The sequence below is a fragment of the Castellaniella defragrans 65Phen genome (genome assembly GCF_000612685.1).
Classification (GTDB): domain Bacteria; phylum Pseudomonadota; class Gammaproteobacteria; order Burkholderiales; family Burkholderiaceae_B; genus Castellaniella; species Castellaniella defragrans.
Genome location: NZ_HG916765.1, coordinates 396,732 through 413,745, shown reverse-complemented (window position 1 = coordinate 413,745; position 17,014 = coordinate 396,732). Strand labels below are relative to the sequence as shown.

At 70.9% G+C, this 17,014-nt stretch carries 11 protein-coding genes and 1 pseudogene; 8 read left to right on the top strand and 4 right to left on the bottom strand.

What is annotated here, in order from left to right:
- The first annotated feature begins 133 nt into the window (after positions 1-133).
- The 5 genes from BN940_RS01825 to BN940_RS01805 all read left to right on the top strand — a co-directional run bounded on the left by BN940_RS01825 (position 134) and on the right by BN940_RS01805 (position 5,388).
- Positions 134-817 (top strand): response regulator, encoded by a 684-nt coding sequence (locus BN940_RS01825; protein WP_043685484.1) that lies wholly within the window; start codon positions 134-136, stop codon positions 815-817.
- Positions 801-2,231 (top strand): sensor histidine kinase, encoded by a 1,431-nt coding sequence (locus tag BN940_RS01820; protein WP_043679535.1) that lies wholly within the window; start codon positions 801-803, stop codon positions 2,229-2,231. The genes BN940_RS01825 and BN940_RS01820 overlap by 17 nt, the downstream gene beginning before the upstream one ends.
- A gap of 89 nt (positions 2,232-2,320) precedes the next feature.
- Positions 2,321-3,298: a Bug family tripartite tricarboxylate transporter substrate binding protein gene (locus BN940_RS01815; protein ID WP_043679532.1), complete on the top strand. Its 978-nt coding sequence runs from the start codon at positions 2,321-2,323 to the stop codon at positions 3,296-3,298.
- Between the two features lie 102 nt (positions 3,299-3,400).
- Positions 3,401-3,838 carry a tripartite tricarboxylate transporter TctB family protein gene (locus BN940_RS01810; RefSeq protein WP_043679529.1) on the top strand — a complete coding sequence of 146 codons (438 nt, stop codon included), beginning with the start codon at positions 3,401-3,403 and terminating at the stop codon, positions 3,836-3,838.
- Complete coding sequence (locus BN940_RS01805; protein WP_043679527.1) at positions 3,835-5,388, top strand: tripartite tricarboxylate transporter permease; 1,554 nt, start codon at positions 3,835-3,837, stop codon at positions 5,386-5,388. Before BN940_RS01810 ends, BN940_RS01805 begins: the two co-directional genes overlap by 4 nt.
- A 67-nt stretch (positions 5,389-5,455) precedes the next feature.
- Here the strand turns inward: BN940_RS01805 and BN940_RS01800 are convergent, their stop codons facing one another.
- From BN940_RS01800 to BN940_RS01785, 4 genes are all read right to left on the bottom strand, one after another.
- A complete protein-coding gene (locus tag BN940_RS01800) occupies positions 5,456-6,916 on the bottom strand; it encodes a CoA transferase (RefSeq protein WP_043679523.1) in 1,461 nt (486 codons plus the stop codon).
- Between the two features lie 117 nt (positions 6,917-7,033).
- Positions 7,034-8,170 carry a deoxyguanosinetriphosphate triphosphohydrolase gene (locus tag BN940_RS01795; RefSeq protein WP_043679520.1) on the bottom strand — a complete coding sequence of 379 codons (1,137 nt, stop codon included), beginning with the start codon at positions 8,168-8,170 and terminating at the stop codon, positions 7,034-7,036.
- Positions 8,171-8,198: 28 nt separating this feature from the next.
- On the bottom strand, positions 8,199-9,296 hold the full coding sequence (gene aroB, locus BN940_RS01790) for a 3-dehydroquinate synthase (protein WP_043679517.1): 1,098 nt from the start codon (positions 9,294-9,296) through the stop codon (positions 8,199-8,201).
- Between the two features lie 6 nt (positions 9,297-9,302).
- Entirely contained in the window at positions 9,303-9,911 is a 609-nt protein-coding gene (locus tag BN940_RS01785; protein ID WP_052356014.1) for a shikimate kinase, read from the bottom strand.
- Positions 9,912-10,059: 148 nt separating this feature from the next.
- Here BN940_RS01785 and BN940_RS19595 point away from each other — a divergent pair.
- The 3 genes and pseudogenes from BN940_RS19595 to BN940_RS01775 form a co-directional block, all read left to right on the top strand.
- Positions 10,060-12,387 (top strand): annotated as a pseudogene (locus BN940_RS19595) (penicillin-binding protein 1A); the annotation flags it as partial.
- An 84-nt stretch (positions 12,388-12,471) separates the two neighbouring features.
- The gene (gene lysA, locus BN940_RS19590; protein ID WP_084330447.1) at positions 12,472-13,995 is read left to right on the top strand and encodes a diaminopimelate decarboxylase; all 1,524 of its coding nucleotides are present in this window, start codon (positions 12,472-12,474) and stop codon (positions 13,993-13,995) included.
- An 84-nt stretch (positions 13,996-14,079) separates the two neighbouring features.
- Positions 14,080-17,007, top strand: a complete 2,928-nt coding sequence (locus tag BN940_RS01775) for a putative bifunctional diguanylate cyclase/phosphodiesterase (protein ID WP_052355519.1) — start codon at positions 14,080-14,082, stop codon at positions 17,005-17,007.
- Positions 17,008-17,014: the final 7 nt, after the last annotated feature.

Genomic DNA, 17,014 nt, shown 5'->3' with positions numbered 1-17,014 from the left:
ATCTGCATACATTTCGCGCCACCAGGAAACAGGAAATCCGGCCGGGTGTGGCCGCCACGCCGCGCGGGCCGCGCCGCCCGCGTCCCGTTGCGCGGACTGGGCAACCCGCGCGTCCGACTCTATGATGGACGGCATGCGCATCCTGCTGATCGAAGACGAATCCGAACTGGCCGCGTGGCTGGCCCGCGGCCTGGCCCGCCACGGCGGGTTCATGGTCGACTGGGCCGACGACGCGGAACTGGCCGAACGCCGCCTGGCGGTCGAGGAGTTCGACGCCATCATCCTCGACCTGGGGCTGCCCGGCATGGACGGCCACGCCTTCCTGCGCCGCCTGCGCGGGCGCGACGACCGCTGTCCGGTGCTGGTGCTGACGGCGCGCGATTCGCTGTCCGAGCGCATCGGCACGCTGCACGAAGGCGCCGACGACTTCATGCACAAACCCTTCGCCATTGAAGAACTCGAAGCCCGGCTCAACGCCCTGATCCGGCGCAGCCGCGGCCGCGAGCACCCCCGCTGGGTGCTGGGCGACCTGGTGCTGGACATCGGCAGCCAGCGCTTCCTGCACCGCGACGAGCCGCTGAACCTGTCGCCGCGGGAATACGCGGCCCTCAAGGTCCTGATGCAGAAGTCGGGGGAGCCGGTCGCCAAGCAGCAGATCCTGGAGCGCATCAGCCCCGAGGACACGGCGATCAATCCGGAGGCCATCGAAGTGCTGATCCACCGGCTGCGCAAGAAGCTGGCCGGCGCCGGCGTGCAGATCGTCACGCTGCGCGGCATGGGCTACTGCCTGGAGCCGATGCATGACGCGCCGGGCTGAGCGCCGGCCCGGCAGCCTCCGGTCCCTGCTGCTGTGGGTCCTGGTGCCGGCGCAGATCGCGGTCCTGAGCCTGGCCCTGTGGCTCTCCAGCCGCCAGCTGCACCAGCAGGTCGATCTGGCCTACGACCGCTCCCTGGCGGGCGCCCTGCGCGCCATCGACCACAACATCTCCACCGGCAGCGGCGGCCTGTCCGTGGAACTGCCCTACCTGATGCTCGAATTCTTCGAGCTGACCGCCAACGACTCGGTCTACTACCGGATCCTGACCGAGGACGGCCTGGCCGACATCGGCAACCAGGACCTGCCGCTGCCCGACGCGCGCCTGCCCTCGAACGCGCCGGTGTTCTACGACCGCGACTACCTGGGCGCCTCCATCCGCATCGCCGCCCTGGCCCGGCCCATGTCGCCGCCGCTCTACGGGCAGAAGGACGGCCGGATCATCGTCATGGTGGGCGAGGACCGCGGCGGCCGGGACCGGGTGATCCGCGACATGATGGTGCGCAACATCGTGCGCGACCTGATCGAGGTGCTGGCCTCCACCGGCCTGATCGTCGTCGGCGTGCTGATCGGCCTGCGGCCGCTCACGCGCCTGTACCGCGAACTGAAAGGGCGGGCGCCCGACGACCTCAGCCCGATCGCCGCGCCGGAACTCCCGCGCGAGGTCCAGCCGCTGGTGGACGCCGTCAACCAGCACGTCGCCCGCCATGCCCGCCAGGCGCGCCGGCAGCGCCAGTTCCTGGACGACGCCTCGCACCAGCTGCGCACGCCCCTGGCCGTCCTGCGCACCCAGCTGGACTACGCCCTGCGCGAATCCGATCCCGCCGAGGCGCGCGCCGCCCTGCTGGCCATGCGCGGCGGCCTGGACCAGGCGCAGCGCACCGCCGCGCAGATGCTAGCGCTCGCCCGCGCCCGGGGAGCCGACACCCGCGCCAGCCCGCCGGGCTCCGTGGCGCTCACGCCGCTAGCCCAGGACGTCATCCGCCAGCTCTACGGCCTGGCGCGCCAGAAGCGGCAGACCATCGGCATGGAGGGCGGCGAACTCGGCGCCGTCGTGCCGGGGATCGAATGGCTGCTGCGCGAGGCGCTCGTCAACCTGATGGACAACGCCATCAAGTACACGCCCGAGGGCGGCGCCATCACCCTGCGCATCGAGCGCACGCCCGCCGGCATCGTCCTGGGCGTGCGCGACACCGGCCCGGGCATGACCGAAGCCGACATCCGCAAGGCGGGCCGGCGCTTCCGCCGGGGCCGGGCGGGCAAGCGCAGCCACGGCGCGGGCCTGGGCCTGGCCATCGTCCACACCATCATGCGGCGGCACGGCGGCGCCCTGCGCATCGAGCCCGCCGATCCGGGCGTCCAGGTCTCGCTGGTCTTCCCCATCGATCAGGGTTTACCCGGGAATTCGTCTTTTTGAAAGCTAGCGGAAAGCCGGGCCGACCTATGGTGTCGCCAACGCGCCCCGTTCCTTCTCCGGCGCGATTTCCCCATTCGAGGAGACTTCCCATGAAATCCCGTTCCCTGTCGCTGCTGCTGGGCGGCGTCCTGCTCTCCCTGGGCCTGGCCGCCCAGGCGGCCCCGACCAAGCCCGAATGCATCGCGCCGGCCAACCCCGGCGGCGGCTTCGACCTGACCTGCCGCCTGGCCCAGGAAGGCCTGAAGGCCTCCGGCGCCCTGGCCGACCCGATGCGCATCGTCTACATGCCCGGCGGCATCGGCGCCGTGGCCTACAACCACGTGATCGCCCAGAAGCCGGACGATGCCAATTCCATCGTGGCCTTTTCCGGCGGCTCGCTGCTTAACCTCGCGCAGAAGAAGTTCGGCCGCTACAACGTCAACGACGTGCGCTGGCTGGCCGCCGTGGGCGCCGACTTCGGCGTGGCGGTGGTGCGCAACGATTCGCCCTACAAGAACCTGAAGGAGCTGATGGCGGCCTTCAAGGAAGACCCCAGCAAGATCGTCCTGGGCGCCGGCGGCACCGTCGGCAGCCAGGACTGGATGAAGGCGGCCCTGACGGCGCGCGCGGCGGGCGTGGACTACCGCAAGATGCGCTTCGTGGCCTTCGAGGGCGGCGGCGACGCGATCACCGCCCTGCGCGGCGGCCACATCCAGGCCTACATGGGCGACGCGGCCGAGGCCTTCACCATGCTCGAAGGCGGCGCCCCGATCCGCGTCCTGGCCGTCTTCAACAACGAACGCCTGCCGGGCAAGCTGTCCTCCGTGCCCACCGCCCAGGAAGAAGGCTTCGACATCCAGTGGCCCATCATCCGCGGCTTCTACCTCGGCCCCAAGGTGTCCGACGCCGACTACCAATGGTGGGTGCAGGCCTTCGACAAGACCCTGGACGACCCGGGCTACGCCGCGCTGCGCGACAAGCAGGGCCTGTTCCCCTTCAAGAAGACCGGCGCCGATCTCGACGCCTACGTCAAGCAGCAGGTGGAAGCCTATGCCAAGCTGGCCAACGAATTCGGCCTGATCCGCTGACCGGCCGACCCGCTGATCCGCTGATTCCTTCATCCCGCCTCCGGGCGCGCGCGGCCAGGCCTCCCCGGCCGCATGCGCCCGGGCCCACACCCGGACTTCGCCATGAGTGATCGTCTATTGGGCGTCTCCGCCCTCGTCTTCGCCGCCCTGATGGCGTGGTTCGGCCACGACCTGCAGGCGCCCTTTTCCTACGAGCCCGTGGGGCCGCGCGCCTTCCCGCTGCTCATCGCGCTGATCGTCGCGCTGTGCGGCGCCTGGCTGCTGTTCAAGAACTGGCGCAGCACGAAGCAGGCGCCCCACATCGACTGGCCGCGCCTGCTGCTGATGGTGGTCTACGTCTTCGGCTACGCCCTGCTGTTCGAGCGGCTCGGCTTCATCATCGCCACCGCCATCGTCACCGTCCTGATCGGCCGCCTGTTCGGCGGCGGCTGGGGCAAGATGATCATCGGCGGCGTCGTGATGAGCGTGCTGTTCTTCCTGCTGTTCGACCGGGCGCTGGACGTCGTGCTGCCCCTGGGCCTTCTGGAGTTCCTGTCATGAGCCAGATCCTCGACCATCTGAGCATCGGCTTCGATGTCGCCTTTTCCTGGATGAACCTGCTGGTCGCCGCCCTGGGCGCCTTCCTGGGCACCCTGGTCGGCGTGCTGCCGGGCCTGGGGCCGATCAACGGCGTGGCCATGCTCATCCCCATCGCCTACGCGCTCAGCCTGCCGCCCGAGACCGCGCTGATCCTGCTGGCGGCCGTGTACGTGGGTGCCGAATACGGCGGGCGCATCAGCGCCATCCTGATCAACGTGCCGGGCGAAGCCAGCGCCATCATGACCACGCTGGACGGCTATCCGCTGGCGCGCAAGGGCCTGTCCAACGTCGCCCTGTCGCTGTCGGGCTGGTCGGCCTTCTGCGGCGCGCTGATCTCCACGATCGGCGTGATCCTGCTGGCCCCCCTGCTGGCGAGCTGGGCGCTGGCCTTCGGCCCGGCCGAATACTTCGTCCTGATCGTCTTCGCCTTCTGCTGCCTGACCAGCCTGCTGGGCAACCAGCCCGTCAAGGGCACGCTGTCGGCCATGCTGGGCCTGGCCATCGCCACGGTGGGCGTGGATGCCAATTCGGGGGTCTACCGCTACACCTTCGACTCCGTGCACCTGTTCGACGGCATCGACTTCGTGGTCGTGGTGATCGCGCTGTTCGCCATCGCCGAGCTGCTGGAACTGCTGGAATCCACCATCCGCGGCGAGGCGCCGGAGGTCCCGCCCAACGAGCGCAAGCTGTTCAACCTGAAAGAGCTGCTGTTCACCAAATGGACCGTGCTGCGCGGCTCGCTGCTGGGCTTCTTCATCGGCGTGCTGCCCGGCGCGGGCGCCAGCGTGGCGTCCGCCGTGGCCTACTCCAACGAAAAGCGCTACCAGGAAGGCCGCGACCCCAACGCCTGCTTCGGCGAGGGCGACCTGCGCGGTGTGACCGCGCCGGAAGCCGCCTCCACGGCGTCGGCCGTCGGCTCCTTCGTGCCCATGCTGACCCTGGGCGTGCCCGGCTCCGGCACCACGGCGGTGATGATGGGCGCGCTGACCCTCTACAACATCACCCCCGGCCCGGTGCTGTTCGACACCAAGCCGGAACTGGTCTGGGGCCTGGTCGCCTCGCTGTTCATCGCCAACGTGCTGCTGTTCCTGATGAACATCCCCATGGTGCGGGTCTTCTCGAAGGTCCTGTCGCTGCCCAACTGGCTGCTGGTGCCCGGCATCCTGTGCATCAGCTACATCGGGGTGTACGCGATCAACGCCGGCACCTTCGACCTGACCATGGCCGCCTTCCTGGGCGTGGTGGGCTACCTGCTGCGCAAGGCCGGCGTGCCCATGGCGCCGATGGTGCTGGGGGTGGTGCTGGGCGACATGATGGAGCAGAACCTGCGCCGCGCGCTGTCCATCACCAACGGCGAACTGCACATCCTGTGGGACAGCCCGATCGCCCTGGGCCTGTGGATCGTCTCGCTGCTGATCGTCGTCGTCCCGCCGGTGATGCGCCGCCGCCGCGCCAGGCGGCGCCAGCGGGGCGAGGCCGTCGGCGCCGAGCTCGTCGCCTCCGACGATTGAGCGGGCCGGGCGGCCGTCCGGCCACGTGGCCACCCGATCGCCGCCCGTCCCGGCCGCCCCGGGCCGATCACCACCAGTCGGGCGGGCCGCTGCGCAGCGGTCCCGCCGGCAGGTCCCAGCCCCAGCGGGCGCCCGCCACCCGGCAGGGCGCCCGCAGTCTTTGGGCGGGGCCCCAGCCGGTCGGCTCGATCGCCGGGTCGTAGGCCGCGTCGGGCGCCGGCCCCAGGGCGGGCGCATCCTGAGCCGGCGCGCCGGGCGCGGCGTCGGCCGCTTCCTGCAGCAGCCGCGCCATCCGCGCCAGCGACACGCGCCAGCCGCCGCCCCGGCCGGTTTCCCGGCGCAGCGCCAGGCCGCGCAGCGCGCAGGCCGCCATCAGGTAGCCCGCCGACTGGTCCAGCGCCTGCACCGGCAGGGGGTCGGGCGCGGCGTCCTCGCCCGCCCAGGCGATGCCGGCGCTCATCTGCACCAGGCTGTCGAATCCCCGGCGCCCGCGCCAGGGGCCGGTCCAGCCCCAGGCGTCCAGGCAGACATCCACCAGGCCGGGCCGGAGGGCCTGGCGGGTCTCGGCGTCCAGCCCCAGCGCGTCCAGGGCGCCGGGCCGGTAGCCGTGGACCAGCACGTCGGCGCCGGCCAGCAGCCGCCGGAACCGGTCCTGCCCCGCGGGGCTGCGCAGGTCCAGGAAGGCGCAGCGCTTGCCCACGGTGACTTCGGGGATCATGCCCGGCTCGTCCCAGTCCGCCGGGTCCAGGCGCAGGACCTGGGCGCCGTAGGCGGCAAGGAAGCGCGTGGCGGCGGGGCCGGCCAGCACGCGGGTCAGGTCCAGCACGCGGATGCCCGCCAGCGGCCGCCGCGGATCGGGAGCGTGCATCCCGCCGAAGGTCGTTTCACCCGAGGCCATGCCGCCGCCGGCCGCCCCCCCGCCGTTCACCCCGCCGCCGTCCGGCGCCGCGGCCGATCCGGGCAGGCGGTGGACCAGCGGCTCGGCCGCGACGGCGCGGCCCTGCGGATGGTCGCGCCAGGCGGCGGGCGGGCGCAGGGCGGCCGCGCAGCCGCCCCGCTCCACGATGGCGGCCTCCAGCGCCTCGGCGGATTCGCCCCGGATGCGCTCGGCGACGGCCGCGCGCGCGGCGTCGTCGGGCAGCCCCAGCGCCGCCAGCGCGCGATGGCGATGGTGGGCCGCGTTGGCATGCAGGCGGATCCAGCCGTCCCGGGCCGCGTAGTCGCCCGTGACGGCGTCGCGCACGTCGGGCCGCTTCCAGCCCTGCGGCCGGATGCTGTAGCCGAACCACCAGGAGGCCAGCGCCCGGTCGAGCAGCACGGAGGGCGGGTCGCCGGGCCGCGCCCAGCGCGCCAGCATCAGCGCGGCCGAGCCGATGGCGGCGCAGGCCAGGCCGCTGACCGGATAGCGCGAGGCCAGCCCCGCCCGGCCTTCCACGCGCAGCGCCCCGGGCGGCGCGTCCGCGTCCGCGTCCAGCGCGGCCAGCATCTGCCGCAGCATGCCGATGTGATCCGAGGATTCGACGTCCATGATTCGTCCTCCATGCGCGAGCATCTCCAACCGCGGCAGCCCTCCACCGCGCGGCCTGCAGACCGCCCGGATTCGCCAGGCACGGCTCAGTCCGCGGGGGACTGACCCGTGTCCAGGCTAATCCATTCTGTAAATCGCCCGGTGTTCGCGGATCGCGTAGCGGTCGGTCATGCCGGCGATGTAGTCCGCGATCGCCCGCGCCTGGTCCAGCGGGTCGTCGCGCCGGTATTCGTCGGCCAGCAGCCGGGGATCGTCCAGGAACGCCCGGAACAGTTCGCGCACCACGCGCCGGGCCTTGCCCGTCATGCGCATGACCTGGAAGTGCCGGTACAGGTTCTGCAGCAGGAACTGCTTGAGGGCGTCGGCCTGGGCGCGGATCTCGTCGGAGAAGGCCGCCAGAGGCGGGCCGGCCCGGACATCGTCCGCGGACCGCGGCCGCAGCCGGGCGATGCGGTCCGCCGTGGTGCGCGTCAGGTCCAGCACCAGGGTGTTGATCATGGCGCGGATGACCTCGGACACCAGGCGCTTGGGCTCGGCGTCCGGGTAGCGGCGCAGGACCTGTTCGTGGTGCGCGGCGAAGATGTCCAGGTGCAGCAGCTGCGGCAGCGTGATCAGCCCCGAGCGCAGGCCGTCGTCCACGTCGTGGTTGTTGTAGGCGATCTCGTCGGCCAGGTTGGTGAGCTGGGCCTCCAGGGACGGCTGGGTGCCGTCCAGGAAACGCGCGCCGACGTCGCCCAGCCGCCGCGCGTGGGCGCGCGAGCAGTGCTTGAGGATGCCCTCGCGGGTCTCGAAGCAGAGGTTCAGGCCGTTGAAGGCCGCGTAGCGTTCTTCCAGCTCGTCGACCACCCGCAGGCTCTGGAGATTGTGCTCGAAGCCGCCGGCCTCGGGCGCGAACTCGCGCAGGCAGGCGTTGAGCTCGTCCTGGCCGGCGTGGCCGAAGGGCGTGTGGCCCAGGTCGTGGGCGAGCGCGATGGCCTCGGTCAGGTCCTCGTTCACGCCCAGGTTGCGCGCCAGCGTGCGCGCGATCTGCGCGACCTCGATGCTGTGCGTCAGGCGGGTGCGGAACAGGTCGCCCTCGTGGTTGAGGAAGACCTGGGTCTTGTATTCCAGCCGGCGGAAGGCCGAGCAGTGGATGATGCGGTCGCGGTCGCGCTGGAAGGCGGTGCGGCCGGCGGGCGGCGGCTCGGGATGGCGGCGTCCCCGGGAAGCGTCCGGGTGGCAGGCGTAGGGAGCCGGATCGATCCGATGGTTCATGCCTGCTCGACTCCTTTCGATCGGGGGCCTAGGATTGCGCGGCGCCCGGCAGCAGCGGGCGGACCGTGTCGTCGTCCACCGCCCGGACCTCGGCCCGCCCCAGGGCCGGCAGCAGCACGTAGCGGATCCGCCGGCCTTCGTTCTTCTTGTCCACCCGCATCAGGTCCAGCCAGCGGGCGGCGCCCAGGCCGGGGGGATCGACCGGGCAGCCGATGGCCCGCACCAGCGCGCGGATGCGGTCCACGGCCGCCGCGTCCAGCCCGGCGACCCGCGCGGACAGTTCCGCCGCCATGACCATGCCGCAGCCCACGGCCTCGCCGTGCAGCCAGTGGCCGTAGCCCAGGCCGGATTCGATGGCGTGGCCGAAGGTGTGGCCGAAATTGAGGATGGCGCGCAGGCCGGATTCACGTTCGTCCTGGGACACGACCCAGGCCTTGAGCTCGCAGGAGCGGCGCACGGCGTGCCGGATGGCCTCGCCGTCGAGCGCGCGCAGGGCGTCGACGTGGGATTCGCACCAGTCGAAGAATTCGGCGTCGGCGATCATGCCGTACTTGACGATCTCGGCCAGGCCGGCGGAGATTTCCCGCGCGGGCAGCGTCGCCAGCACGCCCGGATCGATCTCCACGGCCAGGGGCTGGTAGAACGCCCCGATCATGTTCTTGCCGCGCGGATGGTTGATGGCCGTCTTGCCGCCCACCGAGGAATCCACCTGCGCCAGCAGCGTGGTGGGCACCTGCACGAAACGGATGCCGCGCATGTAGCACGAGGCCGCGAAGCCGCAGACGTCGCCCACCACGCCGCCGCCCAGGGCCACCAGCACGGCCTTGCGGTCCAGGGCCGCCGCCAGCAGCGCGTCGAAGATGCGGTCCAGGGATTCCCAGGTCTTGTACTGCTCGCCGTCGGGCAGCTCGATGGTCAGCAGCGGCTTGCCGGTGGCTTCCAGGGCCGCGCGCAGCCGCGCGCCGTAGAGCGCGCCCACCGTGGTGTTGGTGACCACGGCGATGGCCGTGGCGTCGGCCGGAATGCTGTCCGCGACGGCGTCCAGCCGGCCCGCGCCGATGTGGATGGGATAGCGCCCGCCGGGCGTCTCGACCTGGACCGTGTGCGTGGCTTCGACCGTGTGCATGGCTTCCTATTGAGTGGTGTGGACCTGGACGGGAGGGGTGTGGGCCTGGACGGAGGGCCGGGCCGGCAGCAGCGGCAGCAGGCTGCGCAGCACCTGGGCGACGGGCTGCTCGCCCGTGTCCAGCGTGACCTCGGCCACGCTTTCGTACAGCGGCTCGCGCTGCGCCAGCAGATCGGCGATGCGCTGGCGCGGATCGTCGGTGCGCAGCAGCGGCCGGTTGCGGTCCCGCGCCACGCGCCGGTAGAGTTCGTCGGCCCCGGCCCGCAGGTAGACGACGCAGCCGCGCTCGCTCAGCATGCGGCGGTTTTCCTCGGCCAGCACGGCGCCCCCGCCCGTCGCCACGACCAGGCCGGGCCGGCGCGTGTATTCATCCAGCGCGGCGGTCTCGCGGCGGCGGAAGCCCGCCTCGCCCTCGATGTCGAAGATGGTGGCGATGCGCACCCCGCAGCGCGCCTCGATGGCGTGGTCCAGATCGACGAATTCGCGCCCCAGCGCCGCCGCCAGCTGGCGGCCGATCGTGGTCTTGCCCACCCCCATCATGCCGACCAGGAAAATCGGCCGCGCGCCGTCCCGCTCCGCGGGGGAGATCCGGGTCGAATCGGTGGCGCATTCCATCGTCATGGCGGGGCATCGGGCTGTTCGTTTGCGTGTATTATCGCATCAGCCGGCGTCCCGGCCGGCTTCGCCTGCGCGCATCATCCTGTTACACAGACTCCGCCCCCGCCTCCGGGCCCCATTCGGGCAGGGCTTACAATCGCCTCTGATGAAACCCACCAATACCTCCTCCAAGCAGAAGGCCCCGGCGGCCCGCTCCTGGTTCACGCGGTTGGTCCTCAAGGCGATCGTGCTTTTCGCCGGCCTGGGCCTGTGCGGGGCGCTGCTCATGAGTCTGGCGCTGGCGCTGGCCTGGCCGAATCTGCCGGACCTGACGGCGATGATCGACTACCGGCCGCGCGTGCCGCTGCGCATCTACACCGCCGACAAGGTCCTGATCGGCGAATTCGGCGAGGAACGCCGCAACGTCCTGCGCTTCGACGAGATCCCGGACGTCATGAAGTCCGCCATCCTCGCGGCCGAGGACGACCGCTTCTACCAGCACGGCGGCATCGACTGGGCGGGCGTGCTGCGCGCCGCCCTGGCCAACACCATCCACATGTCCAAGACGCAGGGCGCCAGCACCATCACCATGCAGGTGGCGCGCAATTTCTACCTGTCGTCGGAAAAGACCTACACGCGCAAATTCTACGAGCTGCTGCTCACCTTCAAGATCGAGGCCACCCTCACCAAGGACCAGATCCTCGATCTCTACATGAACCAGATCTTCCTGGGCCACCGCGCCTACGGCTTCGCCGCGGCCAGCCGCACCTATTTCGGCAAGCCGCTCGCCGAGATCACCCCGGCCGAGGCCGCCATGCTGGCCGGCATCCCCAAGGCCCCGTCGCGCTTCAACCCGATCTCCAACTTCGAGCGCGCCAAGGCGCGCCAGGCCTACGTGCTCAGCCGCATGCGCAGCCTGGGCTACCTGACCGACGCCGAATACCAGCGCGCCGTGGAGCAGCCCATCGTGATCCGCTCGGCGGCCAACACCCCGGGCGGGCGCTACGGCATCCACGGCGACTACCCGGCCGAACTGGCCCGCCAGCTGCTCTACGGCGTCTACCAGGACGACATCTACTCGCGCGGCTTCAACGTCTACACCACCATCGACTCCAAGGGCCAGGAAGCCGCCTACCAGGCGGTGCGCGAAGGCATCCTGGACTACACCCGCCGCGCGCCCTACACCGGCCCCGAGGAAAACATCGACCTGCCCAAGGGCATCGAATCCGATCCCGAGGCGCTCAACGACCTGATCGACGAGCAGCAGGAAAAGCATCCCGACAACGGCGACCTGCTCATCGGCATCGTCCTGTCGGCCAGCCCCACCGAGGTCCGGGTCGCGCGCAGCGCCAGCCAGATCATCGACATCACCGACAAGCGCGCCCTGCGCGTCGTGGCGCGCGGCCTGGCCCCCAACGCCAAGGAATCCGTGCGCATCCAGCGCGGCTCGGTCGTCTACGTGCACCAGACGCCCGAATACTGGGAACTCATCAACAAGCCCGCCATCCAGGCCGCCCTGGTCTCGCTGAGCGCCCAGGACGGCGCCATCCAGGCCATGGTGGGCGGCTTCGACTTCGACGAGGGCAAGTTCAACCGCGTCACCCAGGCCTGGCGCCAGCCGGGCTCGTCCTTCAAGCCCTTCATCTACGCCTCCGCCCTGGAACGCGGCCTGACGCCGGCCACGCAGATTTCTGACGAACCCTTCTCCCTGACGGCGGAGCAGACCGGCTCCAAGGCCTGGAACCCCAAGAACTACGGCCGCTCCTACGAGCCCATGCTGACCATGCGCCAGGGCCTGTACAAGTCCAAGAACATGGTCTCGATCCGCATCATGCAGGCCGTGGGTCCCCAGTACGTGCAGGACTACGTCACCCGCTTCGGCTTCGACCGCTCGCGCCAGCCGGCCGTGCTGCCGCTGGCCCTGGGCGCCGGCAGCGTGACGCCGCTGCAGCTGGCCGGCGGCTACGCGGTCTTCGCCAACGGCGGCTACCGCGTGCCGCCCTACCTGATCGACTACGTCACCGACAGCAGCGGCAAGGTCATCATGCGCTCGCGGCCCACCGTGGCCGGCGACACCCTGGCGCGCGTGATCGATCCGCGCACGGCCTACGTCATGGACGACATGCTGCGCGGCGTGGCCACCTACGGCACCGGCGCCCGCGCGCACCGCGAGCTCAAGCGCAACGACATCGGCGGCAAGACCGGCACCACCAACGACTCCCAGGACGCCTGGTTCGCCGGCTTCACGCCGAAACTGGTCGCCGTGGCCTGGATGGGCTTCGACCAGCCGAAATCCATGGGCCAGGGCGAGACCGGCGGGGGCGCCGCCCTGCCCATCTGGGTGGACTACATGCGCGCCGCCCTGGCGGGCCAGCCGGAAATCCCGCCCGGCCCCGTGCCCAGCGGCCTGACGCGCATCGACGGCGACTTCTATTTTTCCGAATTCCCGCCGGGCACGGCCATCGCCCGCGTCGGCCTGCCCGCGCCGGGCGACCCGGTGCCCGGCGCCCCGGGCGCCCCGCCGGCGGCCTGGACGGCATCGGCACGCTGCTCGATCAGCTGCACGGCGAATCCTCCGATGCCGATTCCGGCGGCGCCATCCCCCAACCCGTCCGCGTGCCTTTCTGATGAAGACCTCGTCCCTGCTCCCGAACGCTGTCCGCCTCCTGGCCGGTGCCGGCCTGGCCCTCGCGCTGGCCGGCTGCGGCATGAAAGGCGACCTGCGCCTGCCCGAACCGCCGCCGGCCGACGCCGCGCTGGCGGCCCCGCCCTCCATCGCGCCGGCGTCCGCGCCGGACCACCCAAGCCCCGCCTCGCAGCCCTGACCTTCATGACCGCCGATTCCCCCTTCCCTCTCCGGGGTGGCATCCTGCATGCCGAAGACATCCCGCTGCCCGAACTCGCCGACCGCTACGGCACTCCCCTGTACGTCTATTCCCGCGCCGCGCTGCGCGCCGCCTGGTACCGCTACGAGCGCGCCATCGCCGGGCACGACGCGCTGATCTGCTACGGCGTCAAGGCCAATTCCAACCTGGCCATCCTGCACGAATTCCAGCGCCTGGGCGCCGGCTTCGACATCGTCTCGGGCGGCGAGCTCGAACGCATCCTGGCGGCGGGCGCCAGCCCGGAGCGCGTGGTGTTCTCCGGCGTGGGCAAGCAGGGCTGGGAGATCCGCAAGGCGCTGGCCGCGGGGATCAAGTGCTTCAACGTCGAGTCGGCCGCCGAGCTCGAACGCCTGGCCGACATCGCCCAGGAACTGGGCGTGCGCGCGCCGGTGTCCCTGCGCGTCAACCCCGACGTCGACGCGCGCACCCATCCCTACATCTCCACCGGCCTGAAGGAAAACAAGTTCGGCGTGGACATCCGCCAGGCGCCCGAGCTGTACCGCCAGGCGCTGCAGCATCCGGGGCTGGAGATCGTCGGGGTGGATTGCCACATCGGCTCCCAGATCACCCAGATCGCCCCCTACCTGGACGCGCTCGACAAGCTGCTGGACCTGATCGACGCCCTGGCGGCCGATGGCATCGCCCTGCAGCACCTGGACCTGGGCGGCGGCCTGGGCATCCGCTACGTCGACGAGACCCCGCCCGACCCGGCCGAACTGCTGGAGCCGGTCTTCGCCGCGCTGGCGGCCCGCGGGCTGGACCACCTGCAGCTCATCCTGGAGCCGGGCCGCTCCCTGGTCGGCAACGCCGGCGTGCTGCTGACCCGGGTCGAATACCTCAAGCGGACCGAGGCGCGCAATTTCGCCATCGTGGACGCCGCCATGAACGACCTGATGCGCCCCGCCCTGTACGAGGCCTGGCACGGCGTCGTGCCGGTGGCGCCGCGCGCCGGCACCCCGGTCGAGACCTACGACGTGGTCGGGCCGATCTGCGAAAGCGGCGACTGGCTGGCGCGCGGCCGCGCGCTGCCCATCGAACAGGGCGACCTGCTGGCCATCCAGTCCGCCGGCGCCTACGCCTTCTCCATGTCCAGCCAGTACAACACGCGGCCGCGGGCCGCGGAAGTCCTGGTGGACGGCCAGGATTCGTGGCTCGTCCGCCCCCGCGAAACCATCCAGGAACTGTACGCCCAGGAGCGCATTCCCCACCGACCCTAAACTTCCGCTCCTTCCGGACGTCAATCGCCCATAGCCCCGGCGTGCGCATTGCTGAAACCGGACCGTTATCCATCCCTTTGCTTCATGGCGATCAAGACGCTCCCTTCCAGCCCGTCCACCCCTCCCGCCCGCTCCGCCGCCGGCCGCGTCTGGTCGTTCCTGCTGTACGCCGGGACCCCGGTCCTGATCATCCTGGGGCTGATCGCCGCCCTGCTGCTGTTGCAGCCGCGCTATACGGATTCCGCCGGCCAGCCGCTGACGGCCCGCTTCCTGCACGCCGACACCGCGCTCGACCCGGCACAGGCGCTGGCCCGGCTGCGCACGCGCCCCACCCGGCTCGCCGAGGCCGCGCCGGACGGGCCGATCTGGCTGCTGGCCGACCTGCCGGACGGCCGCGACGCCGACGCGTCCGCGGGGCTCGCCCTGCTGCTGCCGGTGCACACGGCCGCCCCGCCCGAATGCTGGCTGGCCCGGGACGAAGCCGACGACGGCGCCGGATCGCCCCTGGCGGAGATCGAGGTCCGGGACGGGCTGCTGGGACAGCAGATGCGGCTGCCGGCCGCGGCGGCCGGCCAGGCCCTGTGCCGGCTGGTGCTGTCCTTCCCCACCCGGCTCTCCATCGAGCAATGGCAGGGCCACACGCTGTCCGAGACCACGGCGCACACCGCCCAGGCCGCCGGCCTGCTGGAAGGCGGCCTGCTGACGCTGGCGGCCTTCCTGGTCATCATCGCCCTGACCATGCGCGAGCAGCCCTACATGGTCCTGGCCTGCTGGATCCTCTGCAACCTGCGCCTGGGCGCCTGGGCGCTGGGCTGGGACCACCAGTTCCTGGGCCAGATCATCCCCCCCGATCCGCTGGTCTGGGTGCGCAAGCTGACCGTCCTGCTCTACTACGCCCTGACGATCCACCTGTTCGTCACCCTGTTCCGGCCCAGCCTGGACGCCATCACGGTGCGCCGCCTGCGCCTGGTCGCCCGCTGGAGCGCGGTCTGCCTGCTGCTGGCGCTGCTCGCGCTGCCCCACGACTGGTTCCAGCTCACGACCTTCCTCACCGCCTGGCTGGCCTCGGCCCTGGTCACGGTCACGCTGGTCCACGGCCTGTTCCGCTTCAACACGCGCTCGCAGCTCTGGCACACCATCGGCGTCTGCCTGGCCCTGGTGATCCTGCTGACCGGCCTGGTCCTGATCGGCCTGGGGCGCGCGAGCCTGATCGCCCCCTTCCCGGGCACGGTCGCGCTGCTGCTGTGCAACCTGCTGATCGCCCTGGCCGCGGCCGACAAGATGCGCGAGGAGCGCCAGCTGCGCCTGCGCCAGCGCAACGACCTGATCGCCCGCGACACGCTCACGCCGCTGGGCCTGTTCACGCTGGGGGCCACCCGGCATTTCGAGCACCTCAATCCGAACGCGCGCGAGATCCTCGACATCGCGCCCGATTCGGACCTGCACGCGCTCGCCTGGAGCGACTTCTTCCCCAAGGTGGACTGGCTGGCGATCTCCGTGGCCACGGAGCAGGGCCGCGACACCGAGATCCAGCGCATCCAGGCCGCGCGCGACGCGCCGGCGCGCAACTTCCTGCTGCGCGCCACGCTGGTGGGCAGCCGCGTCGAAGGCTCCCTGCAGGACATCAGCGCCCGCACCGAGACCATCCGCAAGCTGCGCCTGATGGCCGACAACGATCCCCTGACCGACACGCTCAACCGCCGCGGGATCGAGAAGACCATGCAGAAGGCGATCGAGAACCTGCAGCAGACCAACACGCCCTGCGCCCTGGCCTTCCTCGACCTGGACCACCTCAAGCGCGTCAACGACCTGTTCGGCCATTCCACCGGCGACACGCTGCTGCAGATGGTCTGCGAACGGCTGAAATACTCGCTGTCCGACGAACAGCCGCTGGGCCGCATCGGCAATGACGAGTTCATCATCCTGTTCCCCGGCATGCGGGCCGGCGAGGCCCGCCGCGCGGCCCAGGACATGATCGAGAGCCTGAACGGCTCGGCGCTGTACGTCGGCGAACGGGCCTTCCAGCTCAAGAGCGCCATGGGGCTGATCGACATCGACCGCAACATGACCCCCAAGGACGCCATCGCCGCCGCCAGCCGCGCCTGCCGCGACGCCCGCAAGCAGCACCAGGACGTCGTCCTGTACGAGGAGAACGCCCGCGAGCTGTTCGACCACATCGACGAGATGCACCTGTTCGAGCAGCTGGAAAGCACCGGCACGTCCGAGGACATCTTCCTGGAGATGCAGCCCATCATGTCGCTGCGCCATCCCCTGAAGACGCTCAACTTCGAGGCGCTGCTGCGGGTGCGCAACACCGGCGCGCGGCCGCTCCAGACCGGCAAGATCATCCAGGCGGCGGAAGACAGCGGCATGATCACCGCCATCGACAAATGGGTCTTCACGACGCTGCTGGAGTGGATGTCCAGGCACCACCTCAAGCTCGGCCAGACCCGCCAGGTCAACGTCAACCTCAGCGGGGTGTCGCTCAACGACGACCGCTTCATCAACGTCCTGTTCGGCATCCTCAACCAGCAGCCGCAGTTCACCCGCCGCCTGTGCGTGGAAATCACCGAGGGCGTGGCCCTGCAGGACCTGGAGCGCACCCGCCAGTTCATGCGGCGCCTGCAGCGCATGGGCGCGCGCGTGGCCCTGGACGACTTCGGCGCCGGCTACACCTCGTTTTCCTACCTGAAGGAACTGCCGGCCGACATGATCAAGATCGACGGCACCCTGATCCGCGACATGCTCGCCAGCGAGGCCAACATCGCCATCGTCAACAGCATCGTGGACCTGGCCCACAACCTGGGCATGGAATGCATCGCCGAATGGGTCGAGGACGTCGCCACCCTGCGCGCGCTCACCGACATGGGCGTGGACTACGTCCAGGGCTACGTGATCTCGGGCTCGCGGCCGCCGCTGGACCTGCTTGCCTGCGACAACATCCTGCCGCTGGTGGGGGACCCGGCCGCCCGCGCCTACATCGAGGAAATCAGCGGGCGGCGCCTGACGTAGGGCGCGC

Coding starts and splice junctions, on each gene's coding strand:
- BN940_RS01825 (WP_043685484.1), top strand. CDS start 134: ATGCGCATCCTGCTGATCGAAGACGAATCCGAACTGGCCGCGTGGCTG.
- BN940_RS01820 (WP_043679535.1), top strand. CDS start 801: ATGACGCGCCGGGCTGAGCGCCGGCCCGGCAGCCTCCGGTCCCTGCTG.
- BN940_RS01815 (WP_043679532.1), top strand. CDS start 2,321: ATGAAATCCCGTTCCCTGTCGCTGCTGCTGGGCGGCGTCCTGCTCTCC.
- BN940_RS01810 (WP_043679529.1), top strand. CDS start 3,401: ATGAGTGATCGTCTATTGGGCGTCTCCGCCCTCGTCTTCGCCGCCCTG.
- BN940_RS01805 (WP_043679527.1), top strand. CDS start 3,835: ATGAGCCAGATCCTCGACCATCTGAGCATCGGCTTCGATGTCGCCTTT.
- BN940_RS01800 (WP_043679523.1), bottom strand. CDS start 6,916: ATGGACGTCGAATCCTCGGATCACATCGGCATGCTGCGGCAGATGCTG.
- BN940_RS01795 (WP_043679520.1), bottom strand. CDS start 8,170: ATGAACCATCGGATCGATCCGGCTCCCTACGCCTGCCACCCGGACGCT.
- aroB (WP_043679517.1), bottom strand. CDS start 9,296: ATGCACACGGTCGAAGCCACGCACACGGTCCAGGTCGAGACGCCCGGC.
- BN940_RS01785 (WP_052356014.1), bottom strand. CDS start 9,911: ATGGAATGCGCCACCGATTCGACCCGGATCTCCCCCGCGGAGCGGGAC.
- lysA (WP_084330447.1), top strand. CDS start 12,472: ATGCCGATTCCGGCGGCGCCATCCCCCAACCCGTCCGCGTGCCTTTCT.
- BN940_RS01775 (WP_052355519.1), top strand. CDS start 14,080: ATGGCGATCAAGACGCTCCCTTCCAGCCCGTCCACCCCTCCCGCCCGC.